At 40.1% G+C, this 14269-nt stretch carries 16 protein-coding genes and 1 other RNA gene; 10 read left to right on the forward strand and 7 right to left on the reverse strand.

What is annotated here, in order from left to right; translation table 11 throughout:
- Positions 1 to 115: 115 nt before the first annotated feature.
- Genes rsmE through ruvX form a run of 3 tightly spaced genes read left to right on the forward strand, consistent with a single transcriptional unit; the run spans position 116 to position 1829 of the window.
- Positions 116 to 850, forward strand: coding sequence for a 16S rRNA (uracil(1498)-N(3))-methyltransferase (gene rsmE, locus ACXVWP_RS05660; protein WP_049357654.1), 735 nt, complete (start codon positions 116 to 118; stop codon positions 848 to 850).
- Complete coding sequence (locus ACXVWP_RS05665) at positions 850 to 1410, forward strand: YqgE/AlgH family protein (protein WP_049357655.1); 561 nt, start codon at positions 850 to 852, stop codon at positions 1408 to 1410. Before rsmE ends, ACXVWP_RS05665 begins: the two co-directional genes overlap by 1 nt.
- Positions 1410 to 1829, forward strand: a complete 420-nt coding sequence (gene ruvX / locus ACXVWP_RS05670) for a Holliday junction resolvase RuvX (RefSeq protein WP_297567327.1) — start codon at positions 1410 to 1412, stop codon at positions 1827 to 1829. Before ACXVWP_RS05665 ends, ruvX begins: the two co-directional genes overlap by 1 nt.
- A 48-nt stretch (positions 1830 to 1877) precedes the next feature.
- Here ruvX and pgeF read toward each other — a convergent pair whose 3' ends face one another.
- Together pgeF and rluD are read right to left on the reverse strand one after the other, a co-directional pair.
- Positions 1878 to 2615 (reverse strand): peptidoglycan editing factor PgeF, encoded by a 738-nt coding sequence (gene pgeF / locus ACXVWP_RS05675; RefSeq protein ID WP_289901464.1) that lies wholly within the window; start codon positions 2613 to 2615, stop codon positions 1878 to 1880.
- A gap of 1 nt (position 2616) precedes the next feature.
- Positions 2617 to 3591: a 23S rRNA pseudouridine(1911/1915/1917) synthase RluD gene (rluD, locus tag ACXVWP_RS05680; protein WP_289901463.1), complete on the reverse strand. Its 975-nt coding sequence runs from the start codon at positions 3589 to 3591 to the stop codon at positions 2617 to 2619.
- A 108-nt stretch (positions 3592 to 3699) separates the two neighbouring features.
- On the opposite strand from rluD, the gene ACXVWP_RS05685 reads away from it, so the two are divergent.
- The 7 genes from ACXVWP_RS05685 (at position 3700) to ACXVWP_RS05715 (ending at position 10169) form a co-directional block, all read left to right on the forward strand.
- Positions 3700 to 4488 (forward strand): outer membrane protein assembly factor BamD, encoded by a 789-nt coding sequence (locus tag ACXVWP_RS05685; protein ID WP_297567330.1) that lies wholly within the window; start codon positions 3700 to 3702, stop codon positions 4486 to 4488.
- A 92-nt stretch (positions 4489 to 4580) separates the two neighbouring features.
- Positions 4581 to 4778, forward strand: a non-coding RNA gene (gene ssrS, locus ACXVWP_RS05690) — 6S RNA.
- A 26-nt stretch (positions 4779 to 4804) separates the two neighbouring features.
- Entirely contained in the window at positions 4805 to 5377 is a 573-nt protein-coding gene (locus ACXVWP_RS05695; protein WP_128786951.1) for a 5-formyltetrahydrofolate cyclo-ligase, read from the forward strand.
- Between the two features lie 135 nt (positions 5378 to 5512).
- Complete coding sequence (clpB, locus tag ACXVWP_RS05700) at positions 5513 to 8083, forward strand: ATP-dependent chaperone ClpB (protein ID WP_128786952.1); 2571 nt, start codon at positions 5513 to 5515, stop codon at positions 8081 to 8083.
- Between the two features lie 112 nt (positions 8084 to 8195).
- Positions 8196 to 8789, forward strand: coding sequence for a molybdopterin adenylyltransferase (gene mog, locus ACXVWP_RS05705; RefSeq protein WP_032827430.1), 594 nt, complete (start codon positions 8196 to 8198; stop codon positions 8787 to 8789).
- A gap of 1 nt (position 8790) precedes the next feature.
- A complete protein-coding gene (gene glnB / locus ACXVWP_RS05710; RefSeq protein ID WP_289901460.1) occupies positions 8791 to 9129 on the forward strand; it encodes a nitrogen regulatory protein P-II in 339 nt (112 codons plus the stop codon).
- Positions 9129 to 10169, forward strand: coding sequence for an AI-2E family transporter (locus ACXVWP_RS05715; RefSeq protein ID WP_289901459.1), 1041 nt, complete (start codon positions 9129 to 9131; stop codon positions 10167 to 10169). Before glnB ends, ACXVWP_RS05715 begins: the two co-directional genes overlap by 1 nt.
- An 81-nt stretch (positions 10170 to 10250) precedes the next feature.
- Here the strand turns inward: ACXVWP_RS05715 and secF are convergent, their stop codons facing one another.
- From secF to ACXVWP_RS05740, 5 genes are all read right to left on the reverse strand, one after another.
- Complete coding sequence (gene secF / locus ACXVWP_RS05720; protein WP_289901458.1) at positions 10251 to 11225, reverse strand: protein translocase subunit SecF; 975 nt, start codon at positions 11223 to 11225, stop codon at positions 10251 to 10253.
- Positions 11226 to 11235: 10 nt separating this feature from the next.
- The gene (gene secD / locus ACXVWP_RS05725; RefSeq protein WP_289901457.1) at positions 11236 to 13086 is read right to left on the reverse strand and encodes a protein translocase subunit SecD; all 1851 of its coding nucleotides are present in this window, start codon (positions 13084 to 13086) and stop codon (positions 11236 to 11238) included.
- A 23-nt stretch (positions 13087 to 13109) separates the two neighbouring features.
- A complete protein-coding gene (yajC, locus tag ACXVWP_RS05730) occupies positions 13110 to 13400 on the reverse strand; it encodes a preprotein translocase subunit YajC (RefSeq protein WP_049357671.1) in 291 nt (96 codons plus the stop codon).
- Positions 13401 to 13502: 102 nt separating this feature from the next.
- Positions 13503 to 13730, reverse strand: coding sequence for a sulfurtransferase TusA family protein (locus ACXVWP_RS05735; protein WP_289901456.1), 228 nt, complete (start codon positions 13728 to 13730; stop codon positions 13503 to 13505).
- 3 nt (positions 13731 to 13733) lie between these two features.
- A complete protein-coding gene (locus ACXVWP_RS05740) occupies positions 13734 to 14246 on the reverse strand; it encodes a hemerythrin domain-containing protein (RefSeq protein ID WP_289901455.1) in 513 nt (170 codons plus the stop codon).
- Between the last annotated feature and the right edge of the window lie 23 nt (positions 14247 to 14269).

Genomic DNA, 14269 nt, shown 5'->3' on the forward strand with positions numbered 1-14269 from the left:
GTGTAGTGTTTACCCATAAAAAATCTGCACCTCAATTGTTGGTTTGTTGAGTCCAACTTTTGGGGTGCAGATCAAAAATGACCGCACTTTTTCCTTATATCAAAGACTCAATATTATGCGTATTCCAAGAATTTATCATCCCGAATCCCTTAAAAATCAATCTACTTGCCAACTTTCAGATGATGCGGCTAATCACGTAGGACGTGTACTTCGCATGACTGAAGGTGAGCAAATTGAATTATTTGATGGAAGTAATCATATTTATCCAGCAAAAATTATTGAAGCGAGCAAAAAAGCCGTTAAAGTGGACATTCTTGGTTGTGAATTAAGTGATAAAGAGTCGAATTTATCGATTCATTTAGGGCAGGTTATTTCACGCGGCGATCGAATGGAATTTACCATTCAAAAATCCGTAGAGTTGGGCGTGAATGTGATTACACCATTATGGTCAGAACGCTGTGGTGTGAAGTTAGATGGTGAGCGTATGGATAAGAAAATCCAACAATGGCAAAAAATTGCCATTGCAGCTTGTGAACAATGTGGCCGTAACGTTGTGCCAGAAATTCGTCCGTTAATGAAATTACAAGATTGGTGTGCAGAAAATGATGGCGCGTTGAAATTGAATTTACATCCAAGAGCCCAATATTCTATTAAAACCTTGCCTTCTATTCCAAAAGAAGGGGTTCGTTTGCTTATTGGTTCAGAAGGAGGTTTATCACCTCAAGAAATCGCTCAAACTGAACAACAAGGATTTACTGAGATTTTATTAGGAAAGCGTGTGTTACGTACAGAAACAGCCTCTTTAGCGGCGATTAGTGCGTTGCAAATTTGTTTTGGAGATTTGGGATAATGATGGATTTACAAGGGCAATTTTTAATCGCGATGCCACAGTTGGAGGATTATTTCCAAAATACTGTGGTGTATATGTGTGAGCATAATGAGCAAGGTTCGATGGGCTTAGTGATTAATCAACCCACCGATTTAAGCATTGCTGAGTTGTATTCAAAAATGAATTTTATGATGAAAAATGACCGCACTTTTAGCAGTGAACTTGTGCTTGCGGGTGGTCCAGTGCATTCTGAGCGTGGTTTTATTCTGCATAAGAAAACTGCGAAAGAATTTGAGCATAGTTATAAAATTACTGATGAGATGTTTCTGACCACTTCGGCAGATATTGTGGAAACCTTTGGTTCAGAGGATGCGCCCGAAAAATATCTTGTTGCACTCGGTTGTGCCAGTTGGACAGCGGGACAGCTAGAACAAGAGATTGCAGATAATGCATGGCTAGTCGCGCCAGCGTCAGACACTATTTTATTTGAAACCATTTATGAAGATCGTTATCCCGCCGCGAATCAATTATTGGGGATTCATCCTCATAATTTTGTCTTTTCACAAGTAGGGCATAGTTAATGGGCATCACGGCAATCGCATTTGATTTTGGCACAAAAAGTATTGGTTGTGCCGTCGGGCAAAGTATCACGGGGACGGCGCAAGCCTTACCTGCATTTAAAGCGCAAGCTGGGATTCCCAATTGGGATGCCATTGAAAAATGTTTAAAAGACTGGAAACCTGATGTTATTGTGGTGGGATTGCCTTTAAATATGGATGGCACCGAGCAAGATTTAACACTTCGTGCGAAAAAATTTGCCAATCGCTTAAATGGTCGTTTCGGTATCAAAGTCGAACTACAAGATGAGCGCTTAACGACGGTTTCTGCTCGTGATGAAATTTTCCAGCGTGGCGGTTATCGAGCTCTCAATAAAGGCAAAGTAGATGGGATTTCTGCTTGCCTGATTTTAGAAAGTTGGTTCGAAAACTATTCAGAATAAGCCAAAAATAAACCGCGCTTTAATGTGCGGTTTGTTGTATTGATAGGTTTATTTTTTTATCCAAATTAGACTCGCCATTCTTCCTGTTTTGTCATCTCGACGATAGGAAAAGAAGCTCTCTTTTTCATTGAATGTGCAATGCTCCCCACCGTAAATTTGGGAAATACCTAATTTATTGAGGCGTTGTGTGGCGATTTGATAAAGATTGCCGAGGTATTTTCCTACTTCATTCGGATCGGGTCGAAAAGCCGTTTCTGCAATCGGGTCAAACGCCATAAATTGTTCAATCACTTCTTTGCCAACTTGAAATGCATTAGGGCCGATAGCAGGGCCAAACCACGCAATAATCTCTTCAGGGGCAGATTGAAAACATTTCACGGTTTCTTCTAATACACCATCACAGAGTCCACGCCAACCCGCATGTGCCGCAGCTACTTCAGTCCCTTGCTTATTAGTGAATAAAACTGGCAAGCAATCAGCCGTCATGACCAAACATACTTGGTTAGGTTGATTGGTATAAATCGCATCAGCCTCTAAATTATTACCCTCATAAGGCACCGTGATTACACGAGTGCTGTGCGTTTGAGTTAAAAACAACGGGAAATGTGGCAGATTAAATTTTTCGACCAGTAAAGTGCGGTTAGTTTTGACCGCACTTTTATCATCTTCGACATGATCGCCTAAATTGAAACTATCGAAAGGCGGCAGGCTTACGCCTCCTTCTCTTGTGGTTGTAAAAGCTTGGATATGTGGTGGAACATTCCAGTTTGGAACAATGGTTTTCATCTTAATAATCCAATTCGTCTTTGTGTTCGAGGTAATCCGCTTTTAAGGCATGCAGTAATTCGACAAAGTCATCTGGCAATGGGGCATACCATTCCATCATTTCACCTGTGATAGGATGAGCTAAACGCAACATAACCGCATGTAGGGCTTGGCGTTTAAAATTGCGTAGCACCTCAGTGAAGACTTCGCTTGCATTTTTAGGTGGGCGAGGACGGCCTCCGTAAGTTTGATCACCTAATAATGGATGTGCGATATGCGCCATGTGCACACGAATTTGGTGAGTACGACCCGTTTCTAAACGTAAGCGTAAGCGGGTGTAATTACGGAAATTATCCATAATGCGATAGTGCGTCACAGCCGGTTTACCCATTGGGTGAACAGCCATCAGTGTACGTTTTGTCGCGTGGCGAGCCATGGGTTGGTCTACGGTTCCACCTTTGGTCATAATGCCACTTGCAACAGCCTCGTATTCACGAGTGATCTTACGTTTTTGTAAGTCACGTACGAGTTTGGTTTGTGCAGGAATGGTTTTGGCAACAACCATGAGACCCGTTGTGTCTTTATCTAAACGATGCACAATCCCTGCACGCGGTACTTCGGCAATAGGTGGATAGTGATAGAGTAGCGCGTTAAGTACCGTGCCATTTGGATTTCCAGCACCTGGGTGAACCACAAGATCTTTAGGTTTATTAATCACGATAATATCGTCATCTTCATAAACAATATTGAGCGGAATATTTTGTGGTTCAAAACGGTTTTCATCTTCTACTTCTACTGAAATTTCAATTTGCTCTCCGCCATAAACTTTAGTACGAGGAATATCGGCAATTTCATCGTTCATTTTTACCTGTTTTGCTTCAATCCAGGTTTTTAAACGTGAACGAGAATATTCAGGGAACAACTCTGCGAGGGTTTGGTCTAAACGTTGTCCCATTTGTTCGGGCTGAATTTCAGCCGTTAAGGTAATTTGTGGCATAAACAATCCATCTAAAAATTTAAAAAGTTGGCTTATTGTGTAATGTTCTATACAATATTCGCTAATTGTAACTTATTTATTGATTTTCGTAAAAATTAAGGAAAAAGAATGCATAAAATAAAATCTTTCGCACTTATTGCTATGACTTCATTGGCTATTATGGCTTGTAGTGGTAAGAAAGAAGTGGAACAATCTTCAGTTGATGAGCTTTATGCAAAAGGCTCATCTGCTTTGCAAGAAGGTAGCTATAAAGAATCAATTCGTTATTTAAATGCAACAACAGAACGTTTTCCAGGCAGTACTTATCAAGAACAAGCTATGCTTGATTTAATTTATGCAAACTATAAAGCACAAGATTATACGGCAACATTAGTGACAGTAGATAATTATCTACACCAATTTCCACAAAGTCCAAACCGTGACTATGCCGTGTATATGGCAGGGTTAACAAATTTAGCAACTGCTGATAATATGGTCCAAGATTTCTTTGGCATCGATCGTGCAACGCGTGAAACAACATCTATGAAAACGGCATTTTCTAACTTTCAAAGTTTAGTTAGTGCGTTCCCGAATAGTCCATATTCACAAGATGCGGTAGCACGTATGGCGTATATCAAAGACTCATTAGCGCGTCATGAGTTAGAGATTGCGAAATTCTATGCAAAACGTGATGCATGGGTCGCAGTATCAAATCGCGTAGTGGGTATGTTGCAACAATATCCTGATGCACAAGCGACCTATGAAGGTTTATTCTTAATGAAAGAAGCATATGATCGAATGGGTTTACAGCAATTAGCGGATCAAACGCAGAAGGTAATTGAAGCGAACAAAGATAAAAAATTTACTGAAATAAAGAAACTTGACGATTCAGATTTAATTCAACCAATTAAAAAATAATTTATATGTTGTTTATAATCTAGAGGTAAAAGCAAATTATTTAAAATAAAGGCTAGTCAAATTGATCAAATTGAGCTAGTATAAATTTAAAAGATTTCCTGGGGTGTTCGTGGATGGGTTATGTCCCTGAGCCGATACTTAAAATCTTATAAATCGGTTTCCCGTCATTGGTGTGTAGGCTTGACCTTTGACTTTGTCATTGGGCTAAAGAAACCTAAAAATGACCTTACCGGTTTCCTTGAACCATCGGGTTCAAGGACTACTACTCGTAGCGGCACTCTGGGACCTTCCTTTAAAATCCATTCTTTCTGATTAAATGAAATCAACACAGCAAACGCTTCGCCATCAACTCCGTCAACAAATTCGTAAAACACGAGCAAATTTGACCGCACTTCAGCAGCAACAGGCAGAAGATTCCATCACTCAGCAAGCGCTTGCATTAATTGAAGCACGAAATGCGCAGCATATTGCCTTGTATGTTTCCTTTGATGGTGAAATCTCCACGGATAAACTTATCAAAACCCTTTGGGCACAAGATAAGTGCGTTTATTTACCAGTATTACACCCTTTCAATCCTAATCATCTTTTGTTCTTACGTTATTTGCCAGATACACCAATGTTGAAAAATAAATTTGGCATTTGGGAGCCAAAACTCAATGTGCAAAACGTATTGCCTTTGAATGAATTAGATATTCTTTTTACACCACTTGTCGCGTTTGATAAACAAAGGAATCGCCTTGGTATGGGCGGTGGTTTTTATGACCGCACCTTACAAAATTGGCAAAATGCTTCTTTTATTCCTGTGGGATTAGCCCATCAATGTCAGCAAGTCGAACAGCTTCCAACTGAAGCGTGGGACGTGCCTCTTCACCGAATTTTAGTTGCTTAAACCTATCAAGAAATAAAATTCGATAGAAAAAATTAAAAATTGTTGATTTTTTCTCTTGAAATACCAAAAAAGGGTCTTATCTAGTTACTCATAAAGGGGATGACCCCGAGTATTTAATGCAGGAGAAGATAAGGTATGAATATTGAAAAATTTACCACAAAATTTCAACAAGCACTCAGTGAAGCACAGTCATTAGCGCTAGGTAAAGATAATCAGTTTATCGAACCAGTGCATTTATTGACCGCACTTTTAAATCAACAAGACGGTTCAATTGCACCGATTTTGACAGCAAGTGGCGTGAATGTGGCGTTATTACGTAATGAATTAAACGCCGAATTGAATAAGTTGCCACAAGTGTCGGGTAATGGCGGAGATGTGCAAATTTCTCGTCAATTACTCAACTTATTGAATTTATGTGACAAATTAGCACAACAAAAACAAGATAAATTTATTTCCAGTGAGTTGTTCTTATTAGCCGCGCTTGAAGAGCGAGGCACATTAAATGACATTTTGAAAAAATGTGGTGCAAAAAAAGAACAAATTTTACAAGCGATTCAACATATTCGCGGAGGACAAAGCGTGAACGATCAAAATGCAGAAGAAAGCAGACAAGCTCTTGAAAAATATACTATTGATTTAACCGCTCGTGCTGAAAGTGGCAAACTTGACCCAGTTATTGGTCGTGATGAAGAAATTCGTCGAGCGATTCAAGTATTGCAACGTCGTACCAAAAATAACCCTGTATTAATCGGTGAGCCTGGTGTAGGTAAAACCGCTATCGTGGAAGGTTTAGCACAACGTATTGTTAATGGTGAAGTGCCTGAAGGCTTAAAAAACAAACGTGTACTTTCTTTAGATATGGGCGCACTGATTGCTGGTGCGAAATACCGCGGTGAATTTGAAGAGCGCTTAAAAGCTGTTTTAAATGAGTTATCAAAAGAAGAAGGTCGCGTAATCCTCTTTATTGATGAAATCCATACCATGGTTGGTGCAGGTAAAACTGATGGTGCGATGGATGCAGGTAACTTATTAAAACCAAGTTTAGCACGTGGCGAATTACACTGTGTGGGGGCAACTACATTAGACGAATATCGTCAATATATCGAGAAAGATGCCGCACTTGAGCGTCGTTTCCAAAAAGTCTTTGTGGATGAGCCAAGTGTCGAAGATACCATTGCGATCTTACGTGGTTTGAAAGAGCGTTATGAGATCCATCACCATGTAGATATTACTGACCCAGCAATCGTAGCAGCAGCAACACTTTCACACCGTTATATTTCCGATCGTCAATTGCCGGATAAAGCCATCGACTTAATCGATGAAGCCGCTTCGAGCATCCGTATGGAAATAGATTCTAAACCTGAACCGCTTGATCGTCTTGAACGCCGTATTATCCAATTAAAATTGGAACAACAAGCATTACAAAAAGAAGAAGACGAAGCCAGCCGTAAGCGTTTAGACATGTTAGAAAAAGAGCTTGCTGATAAAGAACGTGAATACGCTGAACTTGAAGAAGTTTGGAAATCAGAAAAAGCAGCACTTTCAGGTTCTCAACACATCAAACAAGCGTTAGATGCAGCGAAAACTGAAATGGAACAAGCGCGTCGTGCTGGTGATTTAAGCAAAATGTCTGAGCTTCAATACGGTCGTATTCCTGAATTGGAAAAACAACTTGCTGCCGCTGAAACCAGCGAAGGCAAAGAAATGACCTTATTGCGTTATCGTGTAACTGATGAAGAAATTGCCGAAGTGCTTTCTAAAGCAACAGGTATTCCTGTTTCTAAAATGATGGAAGGCGAGAAAGAAAAACTCTTACGCATGGAAGAAGAATTGCATAAACGTGTGATCGGTCAAGAAGAAGCAGTAGATGCGGTAGCAAATGCAATTCGTCGTAGCCGTGCAGGGCTTTCTGATCCTAACCGCCCAATTGGTTCGTTCTTATTCTTAGGTCCAACTGGTGTAGGTAAAACAGAGCTTTGCAAAACTTTGGCGAAATTCCTCTTTGACAGTGAAGATGCGATGGTGCGTATTGATATGTCAGAGTTTATGGAAAAACACAGCGTCTCTCGTTTAGTGGGTGCGCCTCCAGGCTACGTAGGCTATGAAGAAGGTGGTTACTTAACTGAAGCAGTACGTCGTCGTCCATATTCGGTAATTTTGTTGGATGAAGTGGAAAAAGCACATGCGGACGTATTCAATATCTTATTACAAGTATTGGATGATGGTCGTTTAACTGATGGTCAAGGCCGTACTGTGGACTTCCGTAACACGGTGGTGATTATGACCTCTAACTTGGGTTCTGATTTAATCCAAGGTAGCAAAGACGAAAGCTATGGTGAAATGAAAGCCTTAGTGATGTCAGTGGTGAGCCAACATTTCCGTCCGGAATTCATCAACCGTATTGACGAAACTGTGGTATTCCACCCACTTGGTAAAGACAATATCCGTGCGATTGCAAGCATCCAATTAGAACGTTTAGCAAAACGTATGGAAACCCGTGGTTACGAATTAGTGTTTACTGAAGCGTTATTAGATTTCATTGGTGAAGTGGGTTACGACCCAATTTATGGTGCGCGTCCATTAAAACGTGCAATTCAACAAGAGATCGAAAACAGCTTGGCACAACAAATCTTATCTGGTCAATTATTACCAGGTAAAGTGGTAACCGTTGATTATACTGACGGTAAAGTTCAGGCGAGACAATAAGCTCTAAAATGAAAAGCCATTTAGTGAAAGCTAAATGGCTTTTTTATGCTTTGGTAAAAGATAAAATAGGGTAGAATGACGCTGTTTATTGCGTATAAAAATGAGGAAAAAAATGACCGCACTTTTAAAAATAGGTTTGGTTTCAGTATCAGATCGTGCATCAAGTGGTGTGTATCAAGATCAAGGGATTCCCGAATTACAACAATGGTTAGAGCAAGCGTTGGTAGATCCTTTTGCAGTGGAAACGCGATTAATTCCAGATGAGCAGCCATTAATTGAACAAACGTTGAAAGAATTGGTGGATGAGTACCATTGTCATTTAGTGCTCACAACGGGCGGTACAGGACCGGCAAAACGTGATGTGACACCTGATGCAACGTTAGCGGTAGCCGATCGTGAAATGCCTGGGTTTGGCGAGCAAATGCGTCAAGTGAGTTTGCATTTTGTACCGACTGCGATTTTATCTCGTCAAGTTGGTGTGATTCGTAAAAATAGTTTGATTTTGAATTTACCTGGTCAGCCAAAAGCCATCAAAGAAACTTTAGAAGGCGTGAAAGATGAGCAAGGTAAAGTCTTAGTGAAAGGGATTTTTAGTGCAGTGCCTTATTGCTTGCAATTAATTGATGGTATTTATATTGATACCAAGCCTGAAGTGATTACAAGCTTTCGACCGAAAGCCGCACGACGCGAAAATTTGGAGAAATAAGATGAAAAAAATCGAAGCCATTATTAAGCCATTTAAATTAGATGATGTGCGTGAAAATCTATCTGATATTGGCATTAGCGGAATGACGGTGACTGAAGTTCGTGGTTTTGGCCGTCAAAAAGGACATACAGAGCTTTATCGTGGTGCAGAATATATGGTGGATTTTCTGCCTAAAGTGAAAATTGAAATTGTCGTGCCAGATGATTTGCTTGAACAATGCCTTGAAACCATTGTTGAAACCTGCCAAACAGGCAAAATCGGTGATGGAAAGATCTTTGTTTATGATATAGAACGTGTGATTCGTATTCGTACAGGCGAAGAAAATGAGGAAGCCATTTAGTGGAAAAAAACTTAAATTTTAACCGCACTGTCGTTGCTATGGCGGCTTTAGTGATTGTGTTTGCGGGAATTAAACTGGCGGCAGAGATTGTTGTGCCTTTTTTATTGGCATTATTTATCGCCATTATTTGTTCACCCGTGATTAAAGCAATGACACAACGCAAAGTACCACATGGTATTGCGATTGCCTTGTTATTTGTTTTGATTTTAATTGTATTCTTTTTCCTGGCGGGATTAATTAACAGCAGTGTGCAGGAATTTACACGTTCTATTCCGCAATATAAAGTGCTACTTTCAGAGCGTATAAATGACGTTATAGCATTAGCTCAAAAACTGAAATTGCCGATTGTGATTTCTCGCGAAGCCATTATGGAGCATTTTGATCCGAGCGTGATCATGAACTTTGTGAGCCGTTTGTTATTAAACTTTTCTGGCGTTGTGACGAATGTTTTTGTGTTGATTTTAGCCGTGATTTTTATGCTGCTTGAAGCACCAACCATGAAGCATAAACTTGCGTTAGTTTTAAGTGCCAATGAACATGATGTTGTTGCGGAAGAGCATCACATTGATCGTATTTTAGACGGTGTGATTAGTTATCTTGGTGTGAAAACGGTGACAAGTTTGTTGACAGGTGTTGCGACTTGGATTTTGTTGGATGTAACGGGGGTGCAATATGCGATTTTATGGGCAACCTTAAGCTTCCTATTAAATTATATTCCGAATATCGGTTCAATTATTGCCGCAGTGCCGATTGTGGTTCAAGCTTTATTACTGAATGGATTTGGTGTAGGAATGGGCGTAACTGTTGGTATTATTGCATCAAATATTGTGATCGGTAATATTATTGAACCGAAAATGATGGGAAAAACCTTAGGGCTTTCTACCTTGGTCGTATTCTTTTCATTACTTTTCTGGGGATGGTTACTTGGTACGGTAGGCATGTTGCTTTCTGTGCCGCTGACAATGGCGTTTAAAATTACCCTGGAAAGTTCCGAATCAACGAAGAAATATGCAGCTTTATTAGGTGATGTAAACGAATAAAGTGCGGTCAAAAAGCACTTAATTTTAGCAATAAAAAAGCCACCATTATGGCGGCTTTCTTTTTATCTCATGTTCGATAGATTAAGGTAAATCATCGATTTCTTTATCCACTTTTGGTGGAATCATGTGTTCGCGACGTAGACCAACATCATAAGCAATCGCAATCGCGATAAAGATTGATGAGTAGGTACCAAAACCGATACCGATTAATAACGCTAACGAGAAGTTATGAATGGATGGCCCACCAAAGAAGAACAAGGCAATCACAACAAGAAGTGTTGTGAGAGAGGTCATGATGGTTCTCGACAAGGTTTGCGTTAAGGAAATATCAATAATATCGATAGTATCTACACGACGAATTTTACGGAAGTTTTCACGTACACGGTCGAATACCACGATACTATCGTTGATAGAGTAACCCACAACGGAAAGAATTGCCGCCACAAAGGTTAAATCCATTTCAACTTGTAATGCAGAGAACAAACCGAGGGTAATGACTACGTCGTGAGCAAGTGAGGCAATACCGCCCACAGCTAAACGCCATTCAAAGCGTGAGCCGATATAAATCAACATCATCGCAAGAGTAGCAAGAGTCGCATAAACTGCACCTTGAGCTAACTCTTCACCAACGTTAGGCCCCACAAATTCAATACTGTTAATATGAATATTCGGGTCGATTGTTTGGAGCATGCCTTTAACGTGTTCACCGATACCAGAATCGTTATTGTCGGCTGGTAAACGGATCATGACATCTTGTACAGAACCCGTTGTTTGTACAATTGGGCTTGAAATCCCGTTTTGGTTTAATGTGCCACGGATTTTCTCTAAATCAGCGGGTTGTGAGAAGTGAGTATCAAATACCACACCGCCCGTAAAATCTAAGCCCCAGTTGAAGCCTTTTGTAATAATGAAGAAGAGGGAAATCGTCATCAAAATAGCGGAAAATGCATACCCTACAAATCTCACTTTCATAAACTCAGTGAGAGAGAATGGCAATTTAATCCCATTCACTTCACGGATAAAATGTCCGTTTTTATCTTTTGCAAATAATCTCATCTTATCCTACCTAAATTGATAATTTTTCAAGACGTTTACCGCCGTATAGGAAGTTCACGATAGCACGTGTTCCGGTAATCGCTGTAAACATTGAAATTGCCACACCTAATGCAAGGGTTACCGCAAAGCCTTGAATTGGACCGGTACCGACTGCATAAAGGATAATTGCCGTTAAAATTGTGGTTAAGTTCGCATCGAAGATAGAGGAGAATGCACCGTTATAACCTTCGTTAATAGCTTGCTGGATTGGACGACCATTACGAATTTCTTCTTTGATACGCTCAAAAATAAGTACGTTGGCATCCACCGACATCCCCAAGGTTAATACGATACCCGCAATCCCCGGCATGGAAAGTGTTGCTCCAGGTAGGATAGACATTAAACCGACTAATAAAACGATGTTAATCACTAATGCAAAGCTTGCGATAATGCCGAAGATTTTGTAGTAAATCAACATGAAGAAGATGACTATAATTAATCCCCAGAAACTTGCATTGATACCTTGTTCTACGTTTTGTGCACCCAGTGAAGGACCAATTGTACGTTCTTCAACGATTTGCACTGGTGCAATTAATGCACCTGATTTTAATAACATAGAAAGGTTTTGTGCTTCTGCAGAGCTACTTACACCCGTAATTTGGAAGTTAGAACTAAAGCGACCTTGAATAGTAGCAACGTTAATCACTTCTTCATTTTTCTCTAAAATAGTTTTGCCATTTTCGTCTTTTTTACCGTTGTCTTTGTATTCTACATACAAGGTTGCCATTGGTTTTTTGTAGTATTTCTTGGTGGTTTGCGACATGATTTCGCCGCCTTCACTATCCAAGGTGACACTGACTTGTGGCGTACTGGTGTTTTGGTCTAAACCTGAGCTTGAGTTGATGATGTGTTCACCACCCAATACTGCACGTTTGTAAAGTGCAACAGGTCTACCTTGACGGTCATATTTGATTTCTGTGTCAGAAGGTAACATACCTCGCGCTGCTGATTCAGGGTTCACCAACGAATTCACAATGCGGAATTCAAGTGTCGCAGTTGCACCTAAGATCTCTTTTGCACGGGCAGTATCTTGAACACCCGGTAATTCGATTACGATACGTTCTGCACCTTGACGTTGGATAACCGCTTCAGCTACGCCTAATTCAGCGACACGTTTACGTAAAATCGTTAAGTTTTGCTCGATCGCTAAGTTACGTGATTCTGTTAATGCCGTTTCAGAAAGGGCAAGGTTTAAGGTGTTGTCACCAATATCAGACACATCTAATGTTGGGTGTAGCTGACGAATAATACGTGCTGCTTTTGATATCTGGTCAGCGTTTTCTAACGTGACCGTTGTACCAAATTTGTCACCATTTTTAATCGCGGTAAACTGAATTTTTTCTTTACGTAACTCGCCACGTAATGTGTCTTGTAACTGTTCTTGACGTTTAGCCAAAGCAGAATTCATGTCCACTTCCATTAAGAAGCGTACACCACCACGTAAGTCCAAACCCCATTTCATCGGGTTGGCCCCAATGCTGCTTAACCAAGTCGGTGTTGCCGGTGCAAGGTTTAATGCCGTGGTATAGCTGTTGCCTAGTTTTTCTGCAATTTTATCTTTGGCAAGAAGTTGATCATCTGTGTTGGTGAAACGGGCAAGAATAGAGCCATTTTCAAGAACGATAGATTTGGTTGGAAGGTTATTTTCTTTCAGTACATTTTGTACTTCAGTTAATGCGGTGGTGTCTGCTTGTTGTCCGCGAGTACCGGAAATTTGCACCGCAGGATCTTCACCATAGATATTTGGAAGAGAGTATAAAGCACCAATGGCGACCACAAGGATCACCATTAGATTCTTCCATAATGGGTAACGATTTAACATAGTTTTCCCTTTAGGAATTTAAATTAGAGAGATTTTACAGAACCTTTCGGTAATACTGAAACAATGTAGTTACGGTTAATCGTGATTTCAGTGGTATCGTTTAATGCGATAACAATTTCAGCACCTTCGGTTACTTTGGTAATTTTACCAATGACGCCACCAGCGGTTAATACTTCAGTGCCTTTCGCCAATTCAGACATTAATTTTTTGTGTTCTTTATTACGTTTTGCTTGTGGGCGGTAAATCATAAAATAAAAAATTAAACCGAAGATCACGAAAATAAATAGCGTGGACATTGGGCTTTGTGCTTCCATTGTGTTTTCCTTATAAAATGAAAAGTTAAAAGTGGTCGTAAAATACCATAAAACGGCATTCAGTAAAAGCCGATGAAGGCAATAACAACGAGAATTTTGGAATTAATTGATTTTTTTCAAGCAAACTTCGAAGATTTGCTCGGAAAGCCAATGTTGATCCACTAATTCACATTGATTTTCTTCACAAAAAACAACAAAATTTTCGACCGCACTTTGACGATTTAATTGCAAAACTAATTCATCATTTGACGCTAAATTTGCCAAAGCCTTCTTTGCAGTTAAAAGCGGAATCGGGCAGGAAAGTGCGGTCAAATTTAATTGATATTTCATGGTTTAAGCTTGGCGACGAGCAAACATAATTTTGCCCATAGCCGTGAGTTGTTCTGCGGATAAATATTGCTTACCAAGCTCAAATAGCGGCTCTTCAAGGGATATGTGTCTATCATAGCTCGCCACAAACTGCGTAATCAGTCTTTCATCTACATCGGTACGTTTCTCTGCAATCAATTCTTCTAGCTGCTCCGAAAGCTTTGCCCAATTTTCATGCAAAGTAACATGCTGGCGTTCTAATTCATCCACCGACTCTTTCGCTTGAGGTGCTTTTTCAATTAAAGCGGGGAAAAAGTCTTTTTCTTCATCATCATGATGAAGAGGTGCCGCGTGATTAAAATACTGCAAAATGGTTTTCACATCATTTAATACGGCTTGATTCACGCCATTTTTTTCTAAGTAGCCAGGAAGAATGGTGAGCTGTTTACAAAAGCGTTTCACTTTGCTATGACAAGCATAAAGCATATCAATCGGCTCATTCCAAGTGGCAAATTGTTGAGGTTCAAGGATTTGCATAAGGTTTCCTTTGTTAAAAAGTG

This window comes from Haemophilus sp. SZY H56, from assembly GCF_054332415.1.